The sequence below is a fragment of the Halobacillus shinanisalinarum genome (genome assembly GCF_022919835.1).
GTDB lineage: Bacteria > Bacillota > Bacilli > Bacillales > Halobacillaceae > Halobacillus_A > Halobacillus_A shinanisalinarum.
The window spans coordinates 3,137,998-3,163,808 of sequence record NZ_CP095074.1; the positions used below are offsets into that span (position 1 = coordinate 3,137,998).

Below are 25,811 nucleotides of genomic sequence, written 5' to 3' on the forward strand. Positions count from 1 at the left end.
AGGCTTCTACTACATGAAAAAATCAAAAGGTCTGAAGACGGAATCTTTTTATAAGATATTTATTTATGTAGCACTAATTGCCCTTGCTACTTCCATCATAATCCCGGTGGTCTGGATTTTGTTTGCATCGATCAAGGAAAATTCAGAGTTTTACGGGAATCCATGGGCGATCCCGGATGGATTTCATTATCAAAACTTCGTCGAAGCTTTCGTAGAGGCGAGAATGGGCGATTACTTGTTTAATTCTATTATCGTCACAGGGCTTGCCATAGTGTTTTTGTTAGTGATTGCACTGCCTGCTTCCTACGTTCTGTCTCGCTTCAGGTTCTTTGGCAGTAAATTTCTAAATTCATTTGTGAAGGCAGGACTGTTCATTAATGTGAGTTACATTGCAGTTCCTATTTTTTTGATGCTTCTCGACTGGGATTCACTTATGCAGACAATGTTTGATGGCGGCTCTTTTTTAAATAATCGGGTGATGCTTGCGCTCATCTATGCATCGACCGCATTGCCGTTTACCATATTTCTTTTATCCAGCTATTTTGAAACCTTGCCGTCTGATTTTGAAGAAGCAGCAAGTATTGATGGGGCAGGTTACTTTAAGACAATGTTCTCAGTGATGCTCCCGATGGCTAAGCCGAGTATCATCATTGTTATTCTTTTCAACTTTTTGTTGTTCTGGAATGAATATATCCTGGCGCTAACGTTGATGCCAGGAGAAAACAAGACATTACCGGTAGGATTATTGAATTTGATGGCAGCCGAACGAGCCGCCGCCAATTATGGACCGATGTATGCAGGCATGGTTATCGTCATGCTTCCTACTTTAATTTTATATATCATTGTTCAAAAGCGTTTAACTCAGGGGATGACAGTTGGTGGACTGAAAGGATAGGTGTTAAAGATGCAACAAAACAAGGGAAGAGTGACGCTGCCAAGTCAGCAGAACTTTTTAGAAGAAACGAAAGAATTAATGGAGCGTTGGGGAGCCGATGCGCTAAGGGACAGCGACGGTACGAAACTCGATGAAGAAATTAAGCAGCTCAATGCCAAGGTTTATACGACTTATTTCGTAGCCCGCAGCCACAATGAATTTGCCGAGAAGCATCTAGAGGAAATGCAACAGCTTTACTTGATGTCAAAATTTAATACAGCTACAGGCAATGAATTAACCATTGCTTTTCTGGATGGCTATTTTGAAGAACAAGTAGAAGCTGATTACATCCACGATGTGAAAAAGTGGTGGGAAGTCATCGACCGTACAACTGGAGAGGTCGTTGATCCTGTAAAGTGGCAAGTCGACAAGGTGCAGAATGTTCTCATTATCACAGATGCAATACCATGGCACGAGTACACCGTTTCCTTTTTAGCGTATATGAAATGGGATCCGACTCAAATGTACAACCATATTACAAATGACTGGGGAGACAAGCCACACGAAATTCCGTTCGATGTGAGGCAGCCTCATTCAAACCAATTTGTTAAGAATTACTTACAAAAATGGTTAAAAGGAAATCCTGATACGGATGTTGTTCGTTTCACGACCTTCTTCTACCATTTTACATTGATTTTCAACAACTTGGGAGAAGAGAAATTCGTGGATTGGTTTGGGTACGGTGCAAGTGTATCAGTTGCTGCACTTGAGGCATTCGCTGAAGAAAAGGGATACCGTCTCCGTCCAGAAGATATTGTCGACCAGGGCTATTACAATTCAACATTTCGAACGCCTACTAAAGCTTATTTAGATTATATGGACTTTATTCAAAAATTCACCGTGTCAGAAATCAAGTCATTGGTCGAAGAGGTCCATGGTCACGATAAGGAAGCGATGATGTTCCTCGGAGACAATTGGATCGGTGCAGAGCCTTACGGGAAATATTTTAAGGATACGGGGATCGATGCCGTTGTCGGAAGTGTCGGGGATGGAACGACGTTACGGATGATTGCAGACATTCCGCATGTGAAATATACCGAGGGCAGATTCCTACCATATTTTTTCCCCGATACTTTCTATGATGGGAATGATCCTGTCTTAGAGGCGAAAGAGAATTGGTTGACTGCCAGACGTGCACTGATGCGTAAGCCGCTGGATCGAATAGGTTATGGAGGATACTTGAGTCTTGCTTACAAATTCCCTTCATTTGTTGATTATGTGGGTAAAATCACCAATGAATTCCGTAGCATTTACGAATTGATCCATGAGGTTAAGCCTTATTCTGGCTTAAAGGTCGCTGTTTTGAATGCATGGGGCCGGTTGAGAACATGGCAGACGCATATGGTTGCTCACGGGAAATATTATAAACAGACGTATTCTTATCAAGGTGTGCTTGAAGCATTGAGCGGTTCAGCTACAGACGTTACCTTTTTAAGCTTCGATGATGTCATAAAGAGTGGGATTCCAGATGATGTCGATGTTCTTATCAATGCAGGTGATGCTAGCACGGCTTTTTCTGGAGGAGAATGCTGGCTGGACGAAACATTGACATCGACCATCCGCGAGTGGGTGTATAACGGTGGGGGCTTCATTGGAATAGGTGAACCGACAGCGTTTCATCATCAGGGTCGCTTCTTCCAACTGGCTGATGTTCTTGGTGTTGATAAAGAACTAGGCTTCAGTCTGTCAACTAATAAACACTTTACTGAAACGGTTGATGCGCATTTCATCAGTGAGAATATAACTTCGTACGATTTTGGTGAAAGTACGGACAATGTTTATGCATTGAGAGAAGATGCTGAAGTCATCGAATATTCAAACGGATCGATCCATTTATCGAGTTCTTCTTACGGGAAAGGGCGCGGCGTCTACATGGCGGGTCTTCCATACAGTCATGAGAACACTGACCTTCTGATGAGGTCCCTTTACTATGCCGCGAATAAAGAAAAACAATTTAACGTGTGGCATGCTTCCAATCCATACTGTGAGGTTCATGCATACCCGGACATCAAGAAATATACAGTTGTCAACAACTCTGCAGAAAAGCAGGTGACCCATGTTTATCTCGGGACCGGTATCAGCTATGAGGTAGCGTTAGAGCCTTGTGAAATGAAATGGGAGGATTACGCAAATGAAGGATAAACTCATTCCAATCTTAAAGGTGGTCTTCTTTATCTTCTGTTTATTGTTGATTATCAATGGACAAAGGACGGTAGGAAGATGGGAGCTTCTTACCCAATTGATCGGACTGAGCGGCCTATTATTCCTGCTTTGGAATTATAATAGAAAGTTTACGTGATAACTAAAAGCAGAACCTATAAGGGAGAAGGATTTAGAAAGAGGTGCTGAACAATGAAATATGCGATAGGAATTGATATCGGAGGGACAAAAGTAGAAGCTGGTATTGTAAGTGAGGAAGGTTTCTTGATACAAAAGGAAAAAGTGAAAAGCGATCCATCTGATGAAGAAAAGATGTTCAGTCAAGTCATCAGATGCATTGAACAATTGATGAATCACTGTAGTATTCCGCAAACGGAAATCTCAGGGGTCGGTGTCGGTATCCCGGGAAAGGTTGATCGTGAAGAGGGGACCGCTATTTTTCAGAATAACCTGCCGTGGAAGGATTTCCCGTTGGTTGACCGATTGCGACAGGTTCTTAGCTTCGAACATATTACGATTGATAACGATGTTTATATGGCCGCATTTGCCGAATGGAGGGAAGCTGGTGCACGAGATGAGGAACTTTTTGTCTATATGACGATAAGTACGGGGATCTCTTGTTCCATAATCAAAGGCGGCGAGTTCATCAGAGGTGCAGGATTTGCGGGAGAAGTCGGTCTTATACCTGTGCTAGGTACAGATCAACGGCAAATGGTGAGACTGGAGCAGACAGCATCGGGACCAGCCTTGCAAACTCAGGCATGTCAAATATATGCAGACGAACATCTGATGACGAAGGATTTGTTTAAGAAATACAATCGTGGAGAAACAAAGGCTGAGCACCTGGTGCATGGCATGATCTCATCTACTGCCCAAGCACTGTATATGATCAACAGTCTTCTTGATCCTCACAAAATTGTACTGGGGGGAGTGTTGCCGTCTATAACCCTATTCTGTTGAAATTGCTGAAAGAGGAACTCAGGAAACTTTTGATTCCTGAACAAACTCACATTCTTAATGAAATTGAAATTAGTCACCTTGACAACAGCCAAGGCGTAGTAGGAGCGGGTATGCGCGCCTTTTATATGGAGAAGAAAGGGTGAAGATATGATTTACCGCTATATTTGCGGTTTGATCGATCGAGCGGTAGCAGCTAACCTCATAGAACCCGCAGACCGGGTGTATGTCCGCAATCAGTTAATGGCTTATATTCAACTGGATACTTTTCCAGAGGGTGTTCACTACAATGGAAAAGAAACGATTCCAGAATTACTTGACAAAATGACAGCTTATGCCGTTAACGAGGGAATCATTGAAGATGTTCAAAGTGAAAAGGAAATTTTCTCAAGTGACATCATGAATGTATTCGTTGCAAGACCATCGATGATCCAAGCTGTTTTTAATCAAAAATATAAACAATCTCCAAAACAGGCGACCGATTTTTTTTATCAATTGAGTCAAAACAGCAACTATATTCGGACAAAGGAAATTGAAAAAAACATCAATTATGAAGCGGATACCACTTATGGAAGTATGGACATCACAATCAACTTGTCGAAACCTGAAAAGGATCCTATAGATATTGAACGTGAGCGCCAGACAAAGTCTGTGGAAAAATATCCATCATGCTTGTTATGCATGGAAAACGGAGGCTATAAAGGAAGACCCGGGCATCCAGCTAGAGCAAACCACCGTATCATTCCAATTCCATTGCTGGATGAAAATTGGTATTTTCAATATTCTCCCTACGTCTATTACCAGGAGCACAGCATTCTACTTGCCGAAATGCACAGACCGATGAAGATCGACCGTTACACTTTTGCTAGACTTTTCCGGTTCACTGAAAAATACCCACACTATTTTATCGGATCGAACGCAGATTTGCCAGTTGTCGGGGGTCAATTCTTAGTCACGACCATTATCAAGCAGGCCGTTATGAGTTTGCGATGACGAGGGCAAAAGACGATTTTACGTTTATACTCGAACGGTATCCACTGGTGGAAGCTTCTGTTCTGAAATGGCCATTGTCAGTCATTCGTCTAAAATCTGGTACACAGCAATCTCTGGTTAATGCAGCCGAATATATACTTGATACATGGCAGTCATATTCAGACGGAGAGATCGTTGCTGAATCTGATGGGGAAAGGCACAATACGATCACACCTATTGCAAGGCAACGCAACGGACAGTTTGAACTTGATATCGTATTTAGAAATAATCGTACGTCTGAAGAGCATCCACACGGAATTTTTCATCCTCATGAAGATGTGCATCATATTAAAAAGGAAAATATAGGGCTCATAGAAGTGATGGGACTCGCTGTTTTACCACCGAGGTTAAAAAATGAATTAGAAGACATGAAGAAATTTTTACTTGGCGAATCTAGCAATGTAAAACCCTATCATCGAGACTGGGCAAACCAGTTATGGCACAAATATGGAAAGCCTCCAAATCCTGAACAAGCGAATGATGTGATAAAAAAAGAACTTGGGGGAAAATTTGTGAAAGTACTCGAAGATGCAGGTGTATTCAAGGAACGTGCAGCATTTAAACGATTTATAGAGGCCCTGAATAAGAATTTATAAAAATGTCATTGGTTAAATGCCAACATGACTACTAATAACAGATAAAGTCAATCGACATCAGATGTTTAATCTAACAATTGAAGAGTTGAAAACGATAAAGGCAGTACATACTGTCAAAGAAATTTACCGACAACTAAGGGGGTGGCAGAAGTTAACTGAGAATATCTTTAAAAGGTAGAGGTATTTCTTGCTACTGTTGCTGTATCCGGATCGATGATCATTTGAATATACGAATCCAATGGATGATGTAATCTACTCAGTATTTAGTTTTGGATTAAGTGTGAGTCCTTATAACTTAGGAGCTAAAATCATCATATTAGATAAAAATCCGTATTCTCAATAAAAGGATACGGATTTCTCTGTAATAGGTGATTGCTTATCGTTGTAAATAAGCGGTTTTCCTGACTCTACCCCAGGAAGGGCATCCTATTAAACATTTTCGCTTAATTGGATCGATGCGCTTTTATAAAGGAGTAATAAATTTTTGCATTAGTTTTTTGAAAATTCAGTTGTACCATCAACCATACAATGATATGATAGGGTCGAATAAAACCTTACTGTGTTTATTCAAGAGAATAAGAGGGCGCTATGCCGTTAGTACAATAAAAGCAATGTTGGAAGGATGTCTATAAAAATAATTATGCATCAATTCATTCGCAGTACATTCTATAGGCAGTGTTCGCGGAGCAGAATCTCTTGATGCACCGGTGATTATCCAGGGATCTGTTTCTATTTGAGAACCAATTAATAATTTCACTCATACATAACGGGGGCAGAGCAAGCGAAAGTACCTGTTGTGATTCATCTTGAACATGCATATAGTCTTGAGATTGTTATCCAGTGTTTGCAGGCAGGTTATACATCAGAAGTTAGACAGATTCAACTTCCATTTTAAGGAGATATACAATAGTTCAAAAAGTCTTGGAATTTGCTCGCTATTCGAATGGAACAGTCGAAGCTCCCAATACTTTCGGTGATGGATAACAATAATCCAAAAAAATCTGTCTACCTCGACTAGTATGAACTTAGAACGTGATAGGTGAAATTTGAATTTTTTTCAACAAACACAACCCAACAACCCGATGACGGTATTTAAATTATTTTTCTCTGGGGAGGTGGTAAACAACTCATTCATACTTAGACAAAATGTAGAAGGTTTATTGTGTCTGTAATTAGTATCAAAAAAAGGAGGTTGAAGCTTTGAAGTCTTATTTAAAAGTTTTCCCTGTGGTTTGGGACTCGTTGCTATTGTGGGGTTTCTACTTCCGGATGGTTTGTTCTCCTCTCCTATGGATGCAGAAACCGATCAGAATACCAAAACAGTCGGAGCTGTGACAGGTTTTTCTGCTGAGATTTCCAACAACTAAACGAACAGTGTTCGAAAATTATCTATTTTGTGCAGTTTATATTCACCTGGAGTAAGCAGTTTCGTTTCGGTATTTTGGCTAAGTTTATGAGTAATTGGGATTAGTTTTCAAGTCTAAGTAGGAGGTTCGCTATGAGAAGATTTAATCTTTTTATGCTTATTGGTGTTGGACTGGTAATGGCGGTTTTTTTGGCTGCTTGTACTGGAAAGACTACAAATGAAGCAGAGAATGACAGCCAAGACAATTCAGGGACAAGTGACGAGGAAGAAGTTATGAATTTATCTGTATCTAGTTCATTGCAAACAATGGATACATCTTTAGCTGCAGATGCACTCTCTTTTCAATGGCTAAACGTCACTAAAGAAGGACTTTATCGTTATGGGCTGAAAGGGGAACATATACCTGGAGTAGCAAAAAATCATGAAGTCAGTGAAGATGGCCTTACATGGGTATTTCATTTAAGAGAAAATGCCAAATGGCTAAACGGTGATACTGTTACTGCAGAAGATTTTGTTTATTCATGGAGACGTGCTTTGGACCCTTCTACGGGCTCTGAATACGGCCCTTATGTGATGGGAGGTATTATTAAAAACTCTCAGGCTGTCATTGACGGAGAAATGAAACCAGAGGAATTAGGTGTAAAAGCAGTAGATGATTTCACCCTGGAAGTTCAACTAGAGAAACCAATTCCTTATTTTAAATCAATGACATCTTTCGGTACATTTTTCCCAATTAATAAAGATAAAGCAGAAAAATATGGAGAAGAATATGCCATGGAGGCAAAATCCACAGATTCTAATGGTCCATATACAATGAAAGAATGGAATCATGGAGAAGGGTGGGTTGTTGAAAAAAACCCTGAATATTGGGATGCCGAGAATGTAGATATTGAGAAAATAACTGCCAGTGTTATTAAGGAAACATCTACAGCCGTTAATCTTTATGAGTCTGGTGAGGTTGATCATGTTGAATTAAATTCAGAATTTGTGTCTGAATATAAAACGTCAGAGGAATATAATACTGGATTAGACCCCGCAGTGTATTTTATGAAGACGAATATGGAAGCGAATAAAGCACTTGCTAATATCAAAGTCAGAAAAGCGCTTCAAATGATAGTTGATCGTCAAAGTCTCGTTGACGTTATTTTAAATAATGGTTCAATTCCAGCCACTGGCTTTTTGCCTAAAGGATTTGCTATCCATCCAGAGACTGGTCAAGATCTAAGAGAAATGAATGGCCCTCTAATTGAAACCAACAAAAAGAAAGCTAAGCAGCTATGGAATGAAGCGAAAGATGATTTAGGAATAGAAAAACTTGAATTAGAATACTTGTCTGGAGATACGGAACAATCTCGGAATATTAGTGCATATATAAAAGCACAGCTTGAAGAATTGGAAGGTTTAAATATTAAAGTCGTTTCTGTACCAGGTAAAATAAGGACCGAGCGGATGAACAATATGAATTACGAACTAGCTATGTCGGCATGGGGACCGGACTATCGTGACCCTAATACATTTATGGATTTGTTTGTAACTGATGGTCCACATAACAAAACGGGCTTCTCCAACAAAGAATATGATCAACTGCTTAAGGATGCTGCTACCACATACGTCCACGATCCTGAAAAGCGTTACGATTTATTCTTAAAGGCGGAACGAATTCTTGTTCAAGAAGATGCAGTCATTATGCCAATCTATCAACGTGGGAAGTCATATCTCGTGAAATCTCATATTAAAGGATTCCGAACTAACGTAATGGGACCTCATTATACCTATCAAGATGCTACAATTAAAGAATAGTTTCGATATGGATCCTAACCCCCCTTAATATATGAGTTTTCAAAAACCCCTGTGCTTTCCTGCACAGGGGTTTTTGAATTATAAAACTAAACTTATTGCATTTTATGTAAGTGACTTAATTATAGATTTAGTTATCTTTCTTTTAAAATCCGTCATAATTAAGTAGAATAGTTATAAGAGTATTCAGGAGGTCCGCAAAATGTCACATAAACTAGATCATGGAAGTTTTATACCTTTATATCACCAGTTAAAGGATATTATTAAGGAAAAAATTGAATCTGGGGAATGGGCCCCCGGTGAAAAAATACCTTCAGAAAATGAAATGAGGAATGATTTTGAAATAAGTCGTAATACAGCAAAAAAAGCTATAGAAGACCTTGTTCAGGAGGGATTATTGGATCGGAAGCAAGGAAGAGGAACGTTTGTTTCTAAACCTAAACTGGAACAATCGCTGACTGGTTTCTATACTTTCAGTAAAGTCATGGCTGCTAAGGGGATGAACCCGACAGACGTCATTATTGATATTGAAATAAAGCGCGTGAAGTCAAGTATTGCCAAGACCTTACAGATAAATATAAAGGAGGATGTTGTTGCATTACGTCGTCTCAGAAAAGCGAATAATGAACCAATCATTTTAGAAACCTCTTATATACCTACATCGCTTATTCCTGGACTATCCAGAGAAGATCTTGAACAATATTCTCTATATGATTTTATGGAAAAAAAGTATGGGGTGACTGTTTCAAAAGCGCGCGAGGTTTTTGAGCCCGTTTTAATTCGGGATTATGAAAGTAAGTACCTTGAAGTAAATGAGGGGTACCCAGCTTTATTATTGGATCGAATAGCCTTTAATAAGGCAGGCCGTCCAGTAGAATTTTGCAGATCGATTGTTAGAGGAGATCGTTGTCGATTTTATACAGAGCTTATATAAAGCTCTGTGTTTTTTTGATTTAGTTGACCCATCAACCTAACAATGGTATTATTTTAAATAATTAAAATATTACATTATAGGGGGGATGGCTCATAAAAACATTATGTAGGATACCTACATAATCACTCAATTGGAGCATTTCCTGTACACAACGCGATTTGCAGTATTAAATGGGGGCAGAGTCACTGTATTTTGTCAAAACATAAGTATTTTATGGATAGTACAAGTTAAATTTTTCACTGCGGAGAAATCACATTATTTCCGAGAACCACCGTTAGCCAACGAATATTCATTGATTTAGCTAAAGTCGCCGTGAAAAATTACAGTTTGTGGATAGACGAACCCCCTCAAGAACTGAATTTAGGAAGAACAAGACGAGTAACTAATGTGAGTGACTAGATAGGCAATGACTAATAACGAGATTAGGAAGGAGAGGCTACATGATTGAAGCAGTCTTAATAGGGGCGGGGAATCGCGGCATGTTTGCATATGCTTCCTATGCCTTAAAACATGATCATGAGGTATCTTTTATTGCTGTGGCAGAACCAAATGAAGAAAGACGCTTAAGATTTGCTAACGACCACAATATCCCCAAAGAAAATCAGTTTGCTAGCTGGGAGGAACTACTAGATCAAAAACAGCTCTGTGAAGCACTAGTTATCAGTACACAAGATAAGCAACACTATGAACCTACCATGAGAGCTTTGGAGGTAGGCTATGATATTTTATTAGAAAAACCGATGTCACCTGATCCCCTTGAAACATTGGAAATGGCTGAAAAGGCTGAAAAGCTTAATCGTAGTTTGACCGTTTGTCACGTACTGCGATACTCTACTTTTTTTAGTGAGCTAAAACGACTGGTTGATGAAGGAAGAATCGGCGATATTATGTCTGTTCAGTGGAACGAAAATGTGGGCGTGCAGCACCATGCTCACAGTTTTGTAAGGGGGAATTGGAGCAATTCGGGTACTTCAAGTCCTATGTTGTTACAGAAATCATGTCATGATATTGACCTATTGCTATGGTTAATAGACGGAGAATGTACGACTGTTTCATCGTTTGGCAGCTTAACGTTTTTTAATGAAAAACATGCGCCTGAGGGATCAACTGATCGGTGTACAGATGGGTGTGTGGTTGAACATGAATGTCCATTTTCTGCAATCAAATTGTATCACAATGAAAAAGACAACTGGCCGCAAAACGTGGTAACGCTTAATCCTAACTTAGATGAACGTATGAAAGCGATTAAGGAAGGCCCGTATGGGAAATGCGTTTATCGGTCTGATAATAATGTGGTGGATCACCAAGTGGTTAACCTAGAATTTGATAATGAAGTAACTGTTGCCTTCACCATGTCTGCTTTCACCGATGAAACGAGCCGGACTTTTAAAATCATGGGGACAAAGGGGGAAATTCACGGCTCAACTGCAGCAAATGAGCTTAAGGTTAACTACTTTACCGGTAGAAAAGAAATTATTACTCCTGAAAGGATTGAAGGTGGTCATGGTGGAGCTGACAATATGATAATGAGGGACTTTATTCAACAAAGTACCTATAAAAGGAAAGGTAGGAAGACCTCTGGAAAAGAGTCGGCCAAAAGTCATTTAATCGCCTTTGCAGCTGAGAAGTCAAGGGACACAGGTCAGACTATTCGTTTAAATGACTTTATGAGTTCACTTAAGAAAAGTCAATTGAACTAGTGGCGACATCTTCAAAACAAAAATGGATCCCTGAAGACATGAAGGGTCAGTTAACAATGCAATATAAATATATGACAACTTTATTGGGACGTAGTTTGGATGACAATAAGTGTCCCCTTTTTTCTATGAAATTTTTAATAGAGTCGCTTTAAACATCTGTCAACATAACCAATTGGTGTTTAACAAAACTATAACCTAACGGAGGATGACGAATGTTCAATTTAACAGCTGAAGAGCTAGAAAAAAATAAGGCTGTGCATACTGCAAAAGAGATTCATCAACAGCCAACTGTATGGCAGGAATTAATTTCAGATCTACACCAACAAACAGAATCATTTAGAGGGTTTATTGATTCTATTTACAGAAAACATGATCAAGTACGCGTAATCTTTACCGGTGCTGGAACATCAGCATTCGCAGGCGATACTCTTGTTCCGGAGCTACGTAAGCAAAACCAACAGAATGTACAGTTTGAGGCTATTGCTTCTACTGATATTGTATCGAATCCAACTGAACATCTATTCAAAGATATTCCGACTATCATGGTGTCTTTTGCGAGGTCTGGAAATAGCCCAGAAAGCGTTGGGGCAGTTTCTCTAGGACATCAGTTTATTGACCATTTTTATCAAGTAGTCATTACGTGTAATAAAGAGGGACAGCTAGCCCAAAATATAAGGAATGATGATAACAGTATTACTGTACTGACTCCAGAGAAGGCACATGACCAAGGGTTTGCAATGACAAGTAGTTTTACAAGCATGATGATTGCTGCATATTCAATATTTACTTTGAAAAATTTTATCGGTAATGAATCCAAACAGATTATTGCCAATGCAGAACGATTAGTTGATTCGATAGTGGATACTATTGATGAAATTTTAAAATTTGATTTTGAACGAATTGTATATTTAGGGTCGGGTCTACTTGGTCAACTATCGCATGAAGCAGCATTAAAAATGCTCGAGTTATCCGCTGGAAAAGTCATTGCGACTCACGAATCGTCGTTGGGGTTTCGTCATGGGCCAAAATCGATTTTGAATAAAAGATCCCTAGTTGTACTGTTTATGTCACAAGATCCGTACACAAGAAAATATGACTTGGATATTTTAAGAGAGCTAAGAGCAGAATCTGGTATTAAAGTGATAGCTTTAACGGAGAAAAAAGACCAAGAGGTAGAGGGACTAGCCCACTGGACGATACAAGTAAACTTTGAAAAGGAGGATCTTCCTAGTGATTTTTATTTAGCACTACTGTATGTGATTTTTGCTCAAACTTTAGCATTGAAAAAATCTCTTCAGATTGGTATTACGCCGGACAACCCTAGTCCAGAAGGCCGTGTAAACCGTGTAGTGCAAGGGGTAACGATTTATGATTATAGGAAAGTAAGGTAGTTGCGTGACTAGAGTCGGAATGAGGTTAAAGTCTTTCTATTAATAGATGGAAGATACCCTAACAGCATAAAATGGTGCAACCTCAGACCGACTGTCTATCTATAGAAAATTAGTAAGAATTCAACTTTCTAAATCAATTATGATAGCGCTATCAATTAACGGGTTTGTTTCGAAATTAAAAATCAGGAGGAAGATGATAATGTCTCAATCAAGCATTTTATTGACTAGAATCGATAACCGCTTAATTCATGGGCAAGTGGGTGTTACATGGGTAAACCATTTGGGTGCAAACTTAGTTGTTGTTGCAAACGACAAAGTTTCAGAGGATGAAGTACAGCAAAACCTCATGGATATGGTGTTGCCTGACACAATTCAATCTCGTTATTTTTCATTACAAAAAACAGCAGACATTATACATAAAGCATCACCACGGCAGAAAATATTTTTGGTTGTAAAAGATGTTCATGATGCATTGACATTGAAAGAGGGCGGTGTTCCGATTGATCACTTAAACATCGGAAACATGCATTATGAAGAAGGGAAGAGTCAAATATCTTCAACCGTATCCGTTAATGAAAAAGATATTGAATCATTTAAACGTTTAGGTGAATTGAAGGTAAAACTAGATTTGAGAAGGGTGCCAAATGAAAAAGGACAAAATATTTTAGATTTGATATAAGTGCTTTTTATCCTAAATGGGGGTTTTATCTATGTTACTAGAAGCTATTTTAGTAGCACTCTGGGCAGGAATTATTGGTATTGATCTATATGTTGGTTTAACACATATTCACCGCCCTGTAGTTTCAGGGCTTGTTGTCGGACTTATTTTAGGTGATGTTACTACCGGTTTGATTATTGGTGGGACATTAGAATTAATTTGGATGGGAATGGTACCACTTGCAGGTGCACAACCTCCTAATGTGGTTATTGGGGGAGTGATTGGTACTGCTTTTGGTATCATTGCAGATCTTGAACCGACCGCGGCGGTTGGGGTAGCCATTCCTTTTGCTGTCGCTGTGCAAGGTTTGATTACTTTATTCTTTACAGCCTTCTCTCCAATGATGCATAAGGCTGACAAATTTGCACTAAACGCCAATTATAAAGGAATTGAACTTATAAATTATTTAGGTGTAGCTTTACTATTTATCTTCAATGCCTTGATTGCATTCCTACCAATTTATTTTGGTTCCGAAGAAGCAGCAGCATTTGTTGAAACTGTACCGCAATGGATAATTGATGGGTTGTCAATTGCTGGAGGGATCATGCCAGCAGTCGGTTTTGCAATGCTATTAAAAATTATGATGAAGGTTGAATATGTCATGTTCTTTATTCTCGGATTTGTTCTTGCCGCCTATTTGGAAATGCCAATATTAGCAATAGCTCTAATAGGACTGGCAATTGCGCTATATGATTTTTACCAAAACAAGAACAACCAAGGTCCGAATAATCCAACACCTGGCGAGGAGGAGATAACGGATGGAATCTAATGTGTATGAGGATAATACAATGGCTGAAAAGCTTAGTCCCAAATTGCTTCGACTCTTAGTTTGGAGATCTTTGCTATTACAAGCATCCTTCAACTATGAAAGGATGCAGGCTGCAGGTTGGTTATATTCCATTTTGCCTGGACTACGGCATATTCATAAAAATAAACAGGATTTAAGTAATTCGATGAAAAGTCATATGGATTTCTTTAATACTCATCCATTCCTAGTAACACCCATTATGGGAGTTATTCTTGCTATGGAGCAAAACAAAGAAGACAAAGAGTCCATACGCGGAATTAGAGTCGTAATGATGGGGCCGCTTGGTGGTATTGGGGACGCCATGTTCTATCTAACGTTACTCCCGATTTCAGCGAGTATCGGCGCTTCTTTAGCGGTAGAAGGAAATGTAGTAGGGCCATTTATCTTCTTAATCATATTTAATGTTATTCACTTTGGTGTTCGTTTTGGCTTAATGACATATGGTTATAGAACGGGTGTCAACGCAATTTCTAAGTTGAAAGAAGGTACACAGCAAGTATCTCGTGCAGCTTCTATTGTAGGACTAACAGTAGTCGGTGGTCTAATTGCAACGTATGTAGCATTAAAGACTGATTATGTATGGACATCCGGTGAAGCAAAATTAGACATTCAAACAGATGTTTTAGATCAAATAATGCCAGCAATGCTTCCATTAGCTTATACATTGTTGATGTACTGGCTCTTAAAAAAAGGTCGCTCACCTTTACTGTTGATTGGTCTTACTGTGGTTGTAGGATTAATTGGATCGTACTTTAACATTTTAGCCTAAATGGAAAGGATGAAAAAGATGATCGGAATTGTGATAACAGGACATGGGTCTTTTCCGAATGGAATGTTTGAATCTGTAAAGCTGATTGCCGGAGAGGTAAAGCAAGTTGAAGTAATTCCATTTGAAGAAGACCAGGATAAACTTCAAGAAGCGCTTACACAATCAATCAAGAATGTGGATACTGGAGATGGTGTTGTATGTTTCACTGATTTAGCCGGAGGCACACCATTTAATGTATGTTCTCGGTTAGCTATAAGTATAAAAAATGTGCGGGTTATCGGCGGGATGAACTCGCCAATGCTATTAAGTGGGTTATTTCAACGTGAACTTTCAATTAATGAATTTGTGGAAGAAGTCCTACTTGAAGGAAAAGAAAATATTAAACAGTTTGAGATAAAAGAAACACAGGTGTCAAAGGAAATGGATGGAATATAAATTATTCTGATTAAAGGGATGCTTAGGCAATGAGGTATTATATAAAAGCAGATCGATTTTTACTAGAGAACACAGAGAAATATGAGACTTTTTTAACAGTTCAAAATGGTAGATTTGGAGAATTTGTAAACACTGTACCAGATAATGAAGAAATCATTGACTGGAGCGGGTACACAATTGCGCCAGGTCTACTTGATACACATATCCATGGAATCAATGGTCATGACATCATGGATGGAACAGTAGAAGCGGCCCAAAGGGTCTCAGCTGCTTTACCAGCACTTGGTGTCACAAGGTTTTTGCCAACTACGTTGACATCGTCCGAAGCGGATTTAAACCGATCGATTCGAGCGGTTGTTGCAGCAGTAAATAGTGGCTTATCGGGGGCGAAATCAGAAGGGATTTTCTTAGAAGGTCCTTATTTCACAGAAAAACATAAGGGTGCGCAAAACCAAAGTTATTTTCGTGATCCTGATTACGATGAATTTAATCAGTGGCAAGATTTAGCGGAGAATACGATTGTCAAAATTGCACTTGCACCCGAGAGGGATGGGGCAATAGATTTTATTCGAAAAGTCAGTAGTGGAGGGGTTTTTGTAAGTATTGCACATACGGACGCAAGCTATGATTGTTGCAAGAATGCATTGGATGCTGGTGCGAGTAGTTTTGTGCATTTATTTAACGGGATGTCTGGGCTACATCACCGGGAACCAGGTGTTGTCGGGGCAGCGTTAATGAACAAAGGTGCTTTTGCGGAAATGATTTGCGATGGGCATCATGTACATCCGGATATTGCTGCGATGGTGGTCGGAATGAAGGGAGATAAGACCGTTCTGATCACCGATTGCATGCGTGCAGGACTTCTACCGGATGGAAACTATCATTTGGGAGAATTTTCTGTTGTTTTGAAAGATGGGGTGGCACGGACGGAGACTGGTTCCCTAGCTGGTAGTACATTGCAGTTGATCGATGGTGTGAAAAAATTACATGAGTGGTGCGGCCGATCTTTACATGTAATTTGGCATCTAGCGTCCCTTTCCCCAGCAAAAAGTATTGGGCGGGATAGCGAATTAGGAAGCATTCAAACTGGTAAACTAGCGGATTATGTTGTTATAGATGACGGGTTGAACATTCAGGCTACAGCCATTGAAGGAAAAATTACCTATCAAGTGAAGAGGTGAGATAGATGATTTTAACGGTTACATTAAATCCTGCTGTTGATATTAGTTATAAGCTTGAAAAATTCACCCTTGATAATTTGAATCGAGTACATGATATTTCTAAAACTGCCGGGGGAAAGGGTTGAATGTGACAAGAGTCCTGAAGCAATTGGATGAAGAGGTTGCTGCAACCGGATTCCTAGGTGGAAGTTTGGGTGATTTCATTCGAGCGGATCTTTCCGGTATCGAGGATTACTTTATGACTATCCAAGGGGAGACGAGAAACTGCATCGCGGTGATCCACGAAGGCAAACAGACGGAAATTCTGGAGAATGGGCCGGTCATCTCAGATATCGAGGGCAATACATTCTTGGGAAAGTTTTCTGAATACGTAAAAAAAGTAGATATTGTCACGATCTCCGGAAGCCTGCCACAAGGCTTACCGGATGAATTTTATGAAAAAATGATCAAGGTTGCCGGTGATACTCCTGTATTGCTAGATACAAAAGGGGAGTTATTGAAAAAAACCCTGGGAAGCAAACCATATTTAATAAAACCCAATTTTGATGAACTGAGGGATTTACTTAGTGAAAAAATTGAGAGCGTGGAAGATATCATCGAGGCACTCGCTTCGGAAGTAGTTGCTGATATCCCATGGATTGTTGTTACAAATGGAGAAAAAGGTGCGCTAGTGAAGCATGGCAAGGATTTGTACCAGGTTACTATACCTAAAGTAGAAGCGGTAAACCCGGTTGGCTCCGGTGATTCGGTGATTGCCGGTTTTGCAGCAGGTTTATCACGCGGATTGGCGGATGTGGAACTTATTAAATTCGGCTTATCCATGGGTGTGTTAAATGCTCTGGAGGAAAGAACCGGCCATATTGCGCCGGAAAAAGTCGATTGTTGTATGGAGGGAATTAATGTGATGAGGGTTTAGAATTCGGGGCTGCAGAGCATCAAACTCGAGACAGAACCTACTAGTAGCTAACAAATTTAAAAATAAATACAGGAGGCTAATAAGATTATGAAACTATCATCAGGAAAACAACGTGGATTAGAGGCAATTTCAGATGAGAATCATATCATTTTTGCTACAGCAATGGATCAAAGAGGATCATTGGGTAAGATGATCCAATCGTTAGATGACACGATTACATATGAGGTTGGGTTGCGTAAATTTAAGGAAGGCGTTAGTGAGGCCCTTGGGAATCAATCGTCATCCTTGTTGCTCGATCCGGAATATGGATGGGATGCTGCCAAGAAATTGAATGAGGACATCGGTTTGATCATGGCATATGAAAAAACTGGATATGATGCAACGGGACAGGGACGGCTCCCTAATTTAGTGGATGATTATGCAGTGCAGGATCTCGTGAAAGAGGGGGCGAGTGCTCTTAAACTGCTTGTTTATTACGACCACAAAGAGGATGTGCAATATAATAAAATCAAAAATGCAGTGATTAAACGGGTCGGCGATGAATGTAGGCAAAATGATCTTCTGTTTATATTGGAGCCGGTTTCCTACAGCGCTGAAGGCCTTTCTACAAAGAGTGAAGGGTTTGCCAAAAAGAAACCAGAGATTATTGAATTTTTTATGGAGGAATTCTCCAAAGGGGATTATGGTGTTGATTTATTGAAGGTAGAGGTTCCGGTTTCCATCTTCCATATCGAGGGTTATGAGCAATATGATAATTATGAACCTGTCTATAGTAAGAAAGAAGCAGCCGAGTTCTATCTTAATTGTTCTGAAAAAAGTAATGTTCCTTTCATTTACTTAAGTGGTGGCGTAACAAATGAACAGTTTGTCCAGACACTTCATTTTGCAAAAGCAGCCGGATCAAAATTTAGTGGTGTCCTTTGTGGGAGAGCGATATGGAAAGATGGCGTTGAAGTCTTTGCTGAAAATGGTAAGGAAGCCTATTATAAATGGCTTGAATCAGTTGGAACGCAAAATTTGAACAAAGTTAAGGCAGCTGTTGTAGAAACAGCAGTGCCTTGGAGTAAGTTTTAAGTCAAAATAGTTAATTGACACAAGAAATCGCCCTAGATATTAACCAACAACCCAGCGTGTTGGATTGAATAGTGGACATTTTTCGAAGATTAGGATGTAACTTTTAAGGTCTTAATTTCGAATGAGCTTTCTTAATAAGGTAAAAAAGGACAAAAAGTAACAGCAACGTTTACGGTTAAAGCATTTGAAGGAACCTATGACATTACGGCGCCGACTTTCAGTAGCAGTGCGGACAGGGGTAGTTGGCTAGTGCAATTGTCGATATCTATGGGATCAATCCTTATTGCCAGTATATAAATATCGTTTTTTTAATAAAAGAAACAGAAAAAATCACATCCAACTATAAAATATCACTATTTATTAATAGGCTAGGAAAACCAGAAAAAGAAAAAAACTATTCCGTTTCAAGCTTAAATCAAGCTTTAATAAGGCTCAGAAAATCCATCTTGGTTTTTTACATCAACATATAAAGAGATGTTCGATTTTATTTTTAAAATAGATAGCTGATTGTCCATTTAAATGAAAAACCTACTCCTTGGGTGAAACTCCAAAGAGTAGGTTTTCATTTTTGGGAGCGGACTATGATTTAGATAAAAATGATTTAAGCATCCAATTTTGTTTTTCAAGAGTTGCCCGAATATGGTTGAGCATATCCGTTGTAGGTCCGTCATTTTCTCTGTCAGCAACTTCTGTTCCCTGTGTTATTTCACTAATCATTGTATTAAAATCATTCGAAATGTTTTGCACCATTTGTTCAGGTGTTTCATTTCTTGAAGCTTCGGTGATAGAAGCAGTTTGTAAAAAGTCCCTCATTGTCCCAACAGGTTTTCCATTCAGCGCTAAAATACGTTCAGCTAAATCGTCCATATATTGTGCTGTTTCCGTGTAGAACTCTTCAAATTTCTCGTGTAAGTCATAAAAGTCTCCGCCAGTCACAAGCCAGTGATAATTATGAAGTTTAACATACATCACACTGAAATTACTGAGTTGCTTATTTAAAACGTCAATAACAGTCTTTGTAGTTGTACCTTGCATTTCTAACACCCCTGTGATTTTTGCATCTGATCATAAAATTTAAGCAGTGATATTTATAAACGAAAGTGTATATTCAATCACATTGTTATTTTACCCGAGTGTGATGTTTTTATTTCGTGAAAGAAATGAAATAATATGGAATAACCCGTACCCACTATAATCTTTACAGTTAAACCAGTGAGAATATCATAGAACCTTTTTATGTGTTAGTGTGTTTCTAATAGAAATACATACATGTTGTATGATTTAATAAAAGTGATCCTTGTAAGCAAAAAGGCTACATATAAAGGAGATTGCAATGAATAAGAATTCAAGAAAAGTGGAAATTCTGCATGCTGCAGCGAGCATTGTCAGCCGAGAAGGTATTTTTAATTTTACGTTGGAGGCTGTTGCGAAGGAGGCTGGTATGAGTAAAGGTGGTTTACTATACCACTATCCCTCAAAAGAGGCGCTTGTGCAGGGGATGGTAGAACATCTGGCAGATAGCTACACAGGTAAAATTGAAAGTAATGCAGAAAATGATCCGGAAGAGATCGGTAAATGGACGAGGGCTTTTCTCAATGTCACGTTTAACCAAACCTATCCTAATAAAGATATGAACGCAGGATTACTAGCTGCCAAAGCGGTTAACCCAGAATTGTTAAACCCGATCAAGGAAGCTTATGCCGAATGGCAGCATAGGATAGAGTACGATGGCCTGGATCCGGTAATGTCTACCATTATACGCCTTGCTACAGATGGGATGTGGCTATCTGAACTACTCGATATTTATCAAATTGAAGATAATAAAAAAGATCAAGTATTAAGGACACTTGAAGAGTGGGCTAAAAGTAGTCAATTAAACGATACAAGCGAATAATTACCCCATGGGAAATGTAACAAGGCCCCCATTGTAAGCTAATTCAGTAAAATGAGATAAGGAAACATATCTATTCTGCCGTAACCCTGAATTCTACAGGAGTATGGCAGATTATTTTAATTAAAATATACGCTGCCTGATTGTTCATCTAAGAAGACACTTACCTTCTTGATCCATCAGAGCTCAATTTAAAAAATGCCCGAAAATATTCTAAGAGTACAACACCTCTAAATGTCGCTAATGAAATACGACGTATAGGGTGTTTTTTTATGTCTTGTTTAAATAGGTCAGTTGTTTCTTCACATGGACATACAAGGAGTTGATACAATTTTTGCTTGTATATTCTTTTCATAAATATAGAAAACTAAGTAAATTATTTTTATAAACTGTTCTTTTTTAAAAATTTTTTCTTGCTTGAAAACCTAGTTATCATAGGGTTTTTCTATTGACTTATCAACATAAGTTCCCACATCACTGAAAATCCCTTTGAAAAGTAAACCGTCTGGATGGTATAGTAAAATTTGTGTTTTCAAGAGAGCAAAAATAAATAGCAAATTCAAAGAAAATAAGACTATTCATTTTGTAATTAAGTAAGGAGGAATTTAAATGAATAACAAAACGTTAGTAACGGCAGCTGTTACAGGGGCAGGGGAAACCATTAAGAAAAATCCAAACGTTCCGGTGACACCGAAGGAAATTGCGGAGTCAGCAATTGAATCTGCGAAAGCTGGTGCAACGGTGGCCCATGTGCATGCTCGGGACCCTGAAACAGGAGGGATCAGCCATAACGTGGAGCACTATCGTGAAATCGTTGATCGGATACGAGAGTCTGAAACAGATGTCATTATCAATATCACCTCCGGTGGCGGCGGTGATTTTATCCCGAGCTTGAATACGCCTGCTGCTGGCGGGGATGGGACAGATATTCAGACACCTGAAGAGCGCCATGAACCAGTTGGAGAGCTGCTTCCGGAGCTGTGTACGCTTGATTGCGGGAGTGTCAACTTTGGAAACATGATTTACATGAGTCCGACCGATTGGCTTCGCAAACAAGCAAAATTGGTTCAAGAAAGCGGTGTGAAGCCGGAACTTGAATGTTTTGACACGGGGCATATTCGTTTTGCCAAGCAATTAATCGAGGAAGGGCTTATTGACGGTGACCCAATGTTTCAATTTTGTTTAGGGATTCCTTGGGGAGCGGATGCCGATGCGGAAACGATGCTTTATATGAAAAACCGCCTTCCAGATAATGCCCACTGGTCCGCATTTGGCATCGGTCGTATGCAATTTCCGATTGTGGGCCAAACATCATTACTCGGCGGAAATGTTCGTGTTGGGCTGGAAGATAATATTTATTTGAAAAAAGGGGTCGTTGCCCGCAATGAACAGCTTGTAGATAAAGCGGTAGAAATTTTACAGGCACAAGGAAAAGAACCAATGACACCACAGGAAGCAAGAGAGTTGCTGAACTTAAGAAACCCTTATGGAGGATCGAACTAATGGCTGAACTGACTAATGAGATTAAAAAGATAGCTGTAGTAGGAACGGGTGTAATCGGAAACGGCTGGATTGCTCGTTTTCTAGCTCAAGGATATGACGTCGTGGCAACAGATCCGGCTGAAGGGGCTGAAGGTCGAATGTGCGCTGCCGTTGAGCACGCATGGCCGGCACTCGAAAAAATGGGACTGGCAGAAGGTGCCTCACAGGATCGGCTTCATTTCGAATCTGAACTTAAACAAGCCGTTGCCGATGTTGATTTTATTCAAGAATGTGTACCTGAGCGTGAAGATCTAAAAAGAAAGGTCTTAGCTGATATTGATCGCCATGCCAAACAAGGGGCAGTGATTGCATCCAGTACGTCTGGGATCGTTCCAAGCACATTACAGGCAGATTGTCAGCATCCTGAACGAGTGATTGTTGCTCACCCATTCAATCCGGTTTACCTCATTCCACTAGTAGAACTTGTTGGTGGGCAGAAAACGGATTCCGCTGTTATCGAACAAGCAAGAAAGTTTTATGATTCCATTCAAATGAAGCCGTTAGTCATTTCAACTGAAATCGAAGGACATGTAGGGGACAGGCTGATGGAAGCGATTTGGCGTGAAGCGTTACACCTTGTGAACGACGGTGTAGCTACAACCGAGGAGATCGATGCCTCCATTGTCTATGGTCCTGGGTTGCGTTGGGCATTAATGGGACCGTTTTTGACTCTCCATCTTGCTGGTGGTGATCAAGGGATGCGCCATATGCTTGAACAGTTTGGACCTGCTTTAAAACTTCCATGGACGAAGCTTGAGGCGCCTGAACTTACCGATGAACTTTCTAACCGAGTCATCGAGGGCTGTGAGCATCAAACAGAAGGCCAATCCGTAGCCGAACTAAACAAGCGACGAGATGAGTTTCTTATTGAACTTTTAGAATTACTGGAAAAATACTGGCCTGCAGCTAATTTAAACGGAAGATTATAAAGTCGATAGAAGAGTTTCTGAAGGTGAATTAAAAAAAACAGTGATGGAGGGAAGCTACGTTGTCATTACAGGAAGTTGTTATTGCTAGTGCTGTTCGAACACCGACCGGATCGTTTTCTGGGAGTCTTAAAGACATTTCTGCTCCCGATCTAGGTTCGATTGTTATCAAAGAAGCATTAAAGAGGGCAGGAATTGATCATAAACAAGTTGACGAAGTGATTATGGGCAATGTACTTCAAGCGGGGCTTGGACAAAACCCTGCACGCCAATCCGCAATGAAGGCAGATATCCCAGAAACAACATCGTCCATGACCATCAATAAAGTGTGTGGTTCAGGTCTGAAGGCTGTCCATCTCGCAGCACAATCAATCATGCTTGGTGAACAAGACGTTGTTGTCTGTGGTGGGATGGAAAACATGAGTCAGGCGCCTTACGTATTGAAAGGGGCAAGAGAAGGCTACCGGATGGGTCATCAAACGGTTATTGACAGTATGGTTAACGATGGCCTCTGGTGTGCGTTCAATGATTACCACATGGGGGTTACGGACGAAAATGTCTGCCAATCCCACCAGCTTTCCCGAGAAGAGCTTGACGACTTCGCTGCTGAAAGCCAAAAGAAAGCAGCTGAAGCCATAGAAGCTGGTAGATTTAAAGATGAAGTTGTCTCTGTTTCCGTTCCACAGCGAAAAGGGGAGCCGATCTTGTTTGATCAAGACGAAGGTGTAAAGCCGAATAGTACGAAAGAAAAGTTAGGCAAACTCCGCCCTGTTTTTAAAAAAGATGGAATGGTTACGGCGGGAAATGCATCGGGCATTAACGATGGAGCTGCTGCGCTTGTGGTAGTAAGCAAAGAAAAAGCGCTGGAATTAGGGATTGAACCGCTCGCAACTATTCGTTCTAATGCTAGTGGCGGGGTTGATCCAAGCCTAATGGGACTGGGTCCTATTCCAGCAACGAAACAGGCACTTGAAAAAGCCGGGCTTTCTATGGAAGATATTAACCTGATTGAGGCTAATGAAGCTTTTGCAGCACAGTCACTTGCCGTCGGTAAGGAGCTAAACTTTGACGACGGGATTTTAAACGTAAACGGCGGGGCAATCGCACTTGGTCACCCCATCGGCGCAAGTGGAGCACGTATTCTTGTTACCCTTTTACATGAACTAAAACGCCGGGATGGACGATACGGTCTGGCCACTCTCTGTATCGGAGGAGGTCAAGGGGTGGCAACGATCATTGAAAGATAACCGGTGGAGCTTGTTAATTTGTTTTCGAGGAGTGAGTGAATTTGAAACCGATAGTGTCTTCATTTGAAGAAGCAGTAAAAGACATTCATGACGGGTCGACCATTCTTGTGGGTGGATTTGGACTTGTTGGAATTCCGGAAAATTTAATTCTTGCCCTGAAAGATTCAGGTGTGAAAGATTTAACGATTATCTCAAATAATTGTGGTGTCGATGATTGGGGGCTTGGTCTGCTTTTAAAAAACAAACAAATTAAAAAAATGATCGGGTCTTATGTAGGTGAAAATAAAGAATTTGAACGCCAGGTTATGTCTGGTGAAATCGAGATTGAGCTTGTCCCTCAAGGAACCCTTGCTGAGAGAATGCGTGCGGGCGGTGCAGGTATTCCAGCGTTTTATACACCTGCAGGAGTCGGAACACCGATAGCAGAAGGACGTGAGGTCAGATCGTTTGATGGCAAAGAATATTTGCTTGAAAAAGCGTTAACGGCTGACTTTGGTCTTGTGCGAGCAGCAAAAGCAGACACCACTGGAAATTTAATTTATAACAAAACAGCACGCAACTTTAGCCCGATGGTTGCGGCAGCTGGAGAGGTAACGATCGCTGAAGTGGAAGAGCTCGTTGAACCGGGTGAGTTAGACCCAGGTCAAATCCACACACCGAGCATCTATATTCAGCAATTAATTGTCGGACAACAAGAAAAACGCATAGAACGTCTCACAACAAGATAATCATCGAAGGGAGGAATCATGATGTCGAAACAGGATAAAGCAATTGTAAGAGAAAAGATCGCTAAAAGAGCTGAAAAAGAACTTCAGGACGGATTTTACGTCAATCTTGGCATTGGTATGCCGACCCTTGTGGCGAATTACATACCGGATGACAAGTGGGTGATGTTGCAATCAGAAAATGGTTTGCTTGGGATCGGTCCCTATCCGACAAAAGATCAGGTGGATCCAGATTTGATCAATGCCGGAAAAGAAACCGTTACAGAGGCAAAAGGCACCTCTTATTTCAATAGCGCGGATTCATTCGGAATGATTCGCGGGGGTCATATCGATGTTGCGATTTTAGGCGGGATGGAAGTATCTAATAGCGGTGATCTTGCCAATTGGATGATCCCAGGAAAAATGATTAAAGGCATGGGTGGAGCCATGGATCTTGTCCATGGCGCTAAACATGTAATCGTAATCATGGACCATGTCAATAAAAACGGAGATCCGAAAATTGTTAACGAGTGCAGCTTACCGTTGACTGGAGCTGGAGTGGTTGATCGGATGATTACCGATCGTGCTGTTATTGATGTCACACCCGAAGGCCTTGTGCTTGTTGAAGTGGCAGAAGGATTTACCGTGGAAGAGATAAAGAAGCTGACTGAACCAGAGTTAATCGTCAGAGATAATGTGAAGTTGGAGGCTTATTAAACGAATAGATTGGAGG

At 40.2% G+C, this 25,811-nt stretch carries 23 protein-coding genes and 1 pseudogene; 23 read left to right on the plus strand and 1 reads right to left on the minus strand.

The annotated features are described in order from the left end of the window. Positions 1 to 13 precede the first annotated feature (13 nt). The 17 genes and pseudogenes from MUO14_RS15680 to MUO14_RS15755 all read left to right on the plus strand — a co-directional run bounded on the left by MUO14_RS15680 (position 14) and on the right by MUO14_RS15755 (position 18,768). Complete coding sequence (locus tag MUO14_RS15680) at positions 14 to 895, plus strand: carbohydrate ABC transporter permease (protein ID WP_244751552.1); 882 nt, start codon at positions 14 to 16, stop codon at positions 893 to 895. A 9-nt stretch (positions 896 to 904) separates the two neighbouring features. Then, complete coding sequence (gene gnpA / locus MUO14_RS15685) at positions 905 to 3,076, plus strand: 1,3-beta-galactosyl-N-acetylhexosamine phosphorylase (protein ID WP_244751553.1); 2,172 nt, start codon at positions 905 to 907, stop codon at positions 3,074 to 3,076. Then, positions 3,066 to 3,233 (plus strand): DUF6903 family protein, encoded by a 168-nt coding sequence (locus MUO14_RS15690; protein ID WP_244751554.1) that lies wholly within the window; start codon positions 3,066 to 3,068, stop codon positions 3,231 to 3,233. The genes gnpA and MUO14_RS15690 overlap by 11 nt, the downstream gene beginning before the upstream one ends. A gap of 53 nt (positions 3,234 to 3,286) precedes the next feature. After that, complete coding sequence (locus tag MUO14_RS15695; protein ID WP_318035974.1) at positions 3,287 to 4,054, plus strand: ROK family protein; 768 nt, start codon at positions 3,287 to 3,289, stop codon at positions 4,052 to 4,054. Between the two features lie 147 nt (positions 4,055 to 4,201). Continuing rightward, positions 4,202 to 5,679: pseudogene (locus MUO14_RS15700) on the plus strand (UDP-glucose--hexose-1-phosphate uridylyltransferase). 763 nt (positions 5,680 to 6,442) lie between these two features. Further along, a complete protein-coding gene (locus MUO14_RS24805; protein ID WP_396265844.1) occupies positions 6,443 to 6,574 on the plus strand; it encodes a hypothetical protein in 132 nt (43 codons plus the stop codon). Between the two features lie 603 nt (positions 6,575 to 7,177). Next, the gene (locus MUO14_RS15705) at positions 7,178 to 8,845 is read left to right on the plus strand and encodes a peptide ABC transporter substrate-binding protein (RefSeq protein WP_244751555.1); all 1,668 of its coding nucleotides are present in this window, start codon (positions 7,178 to 7,180) and stop codon (positions 8,843 to 8,845) included. A gap of 199 nt (positions 8,846 to 9,044) precedes the next feature. Next, entirely contained in the window at positions 9,045 to 9,776 is a 732-nt protein-coding gene (locus tag MUO14_RS15710; protein ID WP_244751556.1) for a GntR family transcriptional regulator, read from the plus strand. 440 nt (positions 9,777 to 10,216) lie between these two features. After that, entirely contained in the window at positions 10,217 to 11,476 is a 1,260-nt protein-coding gene (locus MUO14_RS15715; protein ID WP_244751557.1) for a Gfo/Idh/MocA family protein, read from the plus strand. A gap of 212 nt (positions 11,477 to 11,688) precedes the next feature. Then, positions 11,689 to 12,867, plus strand: coding sequence for an SIS domain-containing protein (locus MUO14_RS15720; protein ID WP_244751558.1), 1,179 nt, complete (start codon positions 11,689 to 11,691; stop codon positions 12,865 to 12,867). Positions 12,868 to 13,066: 199 nt separating this feature from the next. After that, on the plus strand, positions 13,067 to 13,546 hold the full coding sequence (agaV, locus tag MUO14_RS15725) for a PTS N-acetylgalactosamine transporter subunit IIB (protein ID WP_244751559.1): 480 nt from the start codon (positions 13,067 to 13,069) through the stop codon (positions 13,544 to 13,546). 31 nt (positions 13,547 to 13,577) lie between these two features. Beyond that, positions 13,578 to 14,354 (plus strand): PTS N-acetylgalactosamine transporter subunit IIC, encoded by a 777-nt coding sequence (gene agaW / locus MUO14_RS15730; RefSeq protein ID WP_244751560.1) that lies wholly within the window; start codon positions 13,578 to 13,580, stop codon positions 14,352 to 14,354. After that, positions 14,344 to 15,162, plus strand: coding sequence for a PTS system mannose/fructose/sorbose family transporter subunit IID (locus MUO14_RS15735; RefSeq protein ID WP_244751561.1), 819 nt, complete (start codon positions 14,344 to 14,346; stop codon positions 15,160 to 15,162). Before agaW ends, MUO14_RS15735 begins: the two co-directional genes overlap by 11 nt. Positions 15,163 to 15,180: 18 nt before the next feature. Further along, positions 15,181 to 15,597, plus strand: coding sequence for a PTS sugar transporter subunit IIA (locus MUO14_RS15740; protein ID WP_244751562.1), 417 nt, complete (start codon positions 15,181 to 15,183; stop codon positions 15,595 to 15,597). A 29-nt stretch (positions 15,598 to 15,626) separates the two neighbouring features. Beyond that, positions 15,627 to 16,778 carry an N-acetylglucosamine-6-phosphate deacetylase gene (gene nagA / locus MUO14_RS15745; RefSeq protein WP_244751563.1) on the plus strand — a complete coding sequence of 384 codons (1,152 nt, stop codon included), beginning with the start codon at positions 15,627 to 15,629 and terminating at the stop codon, positions 16,776 to 16,778. A 127-nt stretch (positions 16,779 to 16,905) separates the two neighbouring features. Beyond that, a complete protein-coding gene (locus MUO14_RS15750) occupies positions 16,906 to 17,694 on the plus strand; it encodes a hexose kinase (protein ID WP_396265845.1) in 789 nt (262 codons plus the stop codon). Between the two features lie 87 nt (positions 17,695 to 17,781). Continuing rightward, a complete protein-coding gene (locus MUO14_RS15755; protein ID WP_244751564.1) occupies positions 17,782 to 18,768 on the plus strand; it encodes a tagatose 1,6-diphosphate aldolase in 987 nt (328 codons plus the stop codon). Between the two features lie 579 nt (positions 18,769 to 19,347). Here the strand turns inward: MUO14_RS15755 and MUO14_RS15760 are convergent. Beyond that, positions 19,348 to 19,803, minus strand: coding sequence for a Dps family protein (locus MUO14_RS15760; protein ID WP_244751565.1), 456 nt, complete (start codon positions 19,801 to 19,803; stop codon positions 19,348 to 19,350). A gap of 298 nt (positions 19,804 to 20,101) precedes the next feature. Here MUO14_RS15760 and MUO14_RS15765 point away from each other — a divergent pair, with 298 nt between their 5' ends. The 6 genes from MUO14_RS15765 to MUO14_RS15790 all read left to right on the plus strand — a co-directional run bounded on the left by MUO14_RS15765 (position 20,102) and on the right by MUO14_RS15790 (position 25,795). After that, entirely contained in the window at positions 20,102 to 20,662 is a 561-nt protein-coding gene (locus MUO14_RS15765) for a TetR/AcrR family transcriptional regulator (protein WP_244751566.1), read from the plus strand. Positions 20,663 to 21,268: 606 nt separating this feature from the next. Then, the gene (locus MUO14_RS15770; protein ID WP_244751567.1) at positions 21,269 to 22,162 is read left to right on the plus strand and encodes a beta-keto acid cleavage family enzyme; all 894 of its coding nucleotides are present in this window, start codon (positions 21,269 to 21,271) and stop codon (positions 22,160 to 22,162) included. Continuing rightward, positions 22,162 to 23,130 carry an L-carnitine dehydrogenase gene (locus tag MUO14_RS15775; RefSeq protein ID WP_244751568.1) on the plus strand — a complete coding sequence of 323 codons (969 nt, stop codon included), beginning with the start codon at positions 22,162 to 22,164 and terminating at the stop codon, positions 23,128 to 23,130. The genes MUO14_RS15770 and MUO14_RS15775 overlap by 1 nt, the downstream gene beginning before the upstream one ends. Positions 23,131 to 23,189: 59 nt before the next feature. Further along, positions 23,190 to 24,374: an acetyl-CoA C-acetyltransferase gene (locus MUO14_RS15780; RefSeq protein ID WP_244751569.1), complete on the plus strand. Its 1,185-nt coding sequence runs from the start codon at positions 23,190 to 23,192 to the stop codon at positions 24,372 to 24,374. 41 nt (positions 24,375 to 24,415) lie between these two features. Next, positions 24,416 to 25,102: a CoA transferase subunit A gene (locus tag MUO14_RS15785; RefSeq protein WP_244751570.1), complete on the plus strand. Its 687-nt coding sequence runs from the start codon at positions 24,416 to 24,418 to the stop codon at positions 25,100 to 25,102. Positions 25,103 to 25,123: 21 nt separating this feature from the next. After that, positions 25,124 to 25,795: a CoA transferase subunit B gene (locus tag MUO14_RS15790; protein ID WP_244751571.1), complete on the plus strand. Its 672-nt coding sequence runs from the start codon at positions 25,124 to 25,126 to the stop codon at positions 25,793 to 25,795. Positions 25,796 to 25,811: the final 16 nt, after the last annotated feature.

Excerpts from the sequence above, each read along its gene's own strand:
- MUO14_RS15680 (WP_244751552.1), top strand. The coding sequence starts at position 14 with ATGAAAAAATCAAAAGGTCTGAAGACGGAATCTTTTTATAAGATATTT.
- gnpA (WP_244751553.1), top strand. The coding sequence starts at position 905 with ATGCAACAAAACAAGGGAAGAGTGACGCTGCCAAGTCAGCAGAACTTT.
- MUO14_RS15690 (WP_244751554.1), top strand. The coding sequence starts at position 3,066 with ATGAAGGATAAACTCATTCCAATCTTAAAGGTGGTCTTCTTTATCTTC.
- MUO14_RS15695 (WP_318035974.1), top strand. The coding sequence starts at position 3,287 with ATGAAATATGCGATAGGAATTGATATCGGAGGGACAAAAGTAGAAGCT.
- MUO14_RS15705 (WP_244751555.1), top strand. The coding sequence starts at position 7,178 with ATGAGAAGATTTAATCTTTTTATGCTTATTGGTGTTGGACTGGTAATG.
- MUO14_RS15710 (WP_244751556.1), top strand. The coding sequence starts at position 9,045 with ATGTCACATAAACTAGATCATGGAAGTTTTATACCTTTATATCACCAG.
- MUO14_RS15715 (WP_244751557.1), top strand. The coding sequence starts at position 10,217 with ATGATTGAAGCAGTCTTAATAGGGGCGGGGAATCGCGGCATGTTTGCA.
- MUO14_RS15720 (WP_244751558.1), top strand. The coding sequence starts at position 11,689 with ATGTTCAATTTAACAGCTGAAGAGCTAGAAAAAAATAAGGCTGTGCAT.
- agaV (WP_244751559.1), top strand. The coding sequence starts at position 13,067 with ATGTCTCAATCAAGCATTTTATTGACTAGAATCGATAACCGCTTAATT.
- agaW (WP_244751560.1), top strand. The coding sequence starts at position 13,578 with ATGTTACTAGAAGCTATTTTAGTAGCACTCTGGGCAGGAATTATTGGT.
- MUO14_RS15735 (WP_244751561.1), top strand. The coding sequence starts at position 14,344 with ATGGAATCTAATGTGTATGAGGATAATACAATGGCTGAAAAGCTTAGT.
- MUO14_RS15740 (WP_244751562.1), top strand. The coding sequence starts at position 15,181 with ATGATCGGAATTGTGATAACAGGACATGGGTCTTTTCCGAATGGAATG.
- nagA (WP_244751563.1), top strand. The coding sequence starts at position 15,627 with ATGAGGTATTATATAAAAGCAGATCGATTTTTACTAGAGAACACAGAG.
- MUO14_RS15755 (WP_244751564.1), top strand. The coding sequence starts at position 17,782 with ATGAAACTATCATCAGGAAAACAACGTGGATTAGAGGCAATTTCAGAT.
- MUO14_RS15760 (WP_244751565.1), bottom strand. The coding sequence starts at position 19,803 with ATGCAAGGTACAACTACAAAGACTGTTATTGACGTTTTAAATAAGCAA.
- MUO14_RS15765 (WP_244751566.1), top strand. The coding sequence starts at position 20,102 with ATGAATAAGAATTCAAGAAAAGTGGAAATTCTGCATGCTGCAGCGAGC.
- MUO14_RS15770 (WP_244751567.1), top strand. The coding sequence starts at position 21,269 with ATGAATAACAAAACGTTAGTAACGGCAGCTGTTACAGGGGCAGGGGAA.
- MUO14_RS15775 (WP_244751568.1), top strand. The coding sequence starts at position 22,162 with ATGGCTGAACTGACTAATGAGATTAAAAAGATAGCTGTAGTAGGAACG.
- MUO14_RS15790 (WP_244751571.1), top strand. The coding sequence starts at position 25,124 with ATGTCGAAACAGGATAAAGCAATTGTAAGAGAAAAGATCGCTAAAAGA.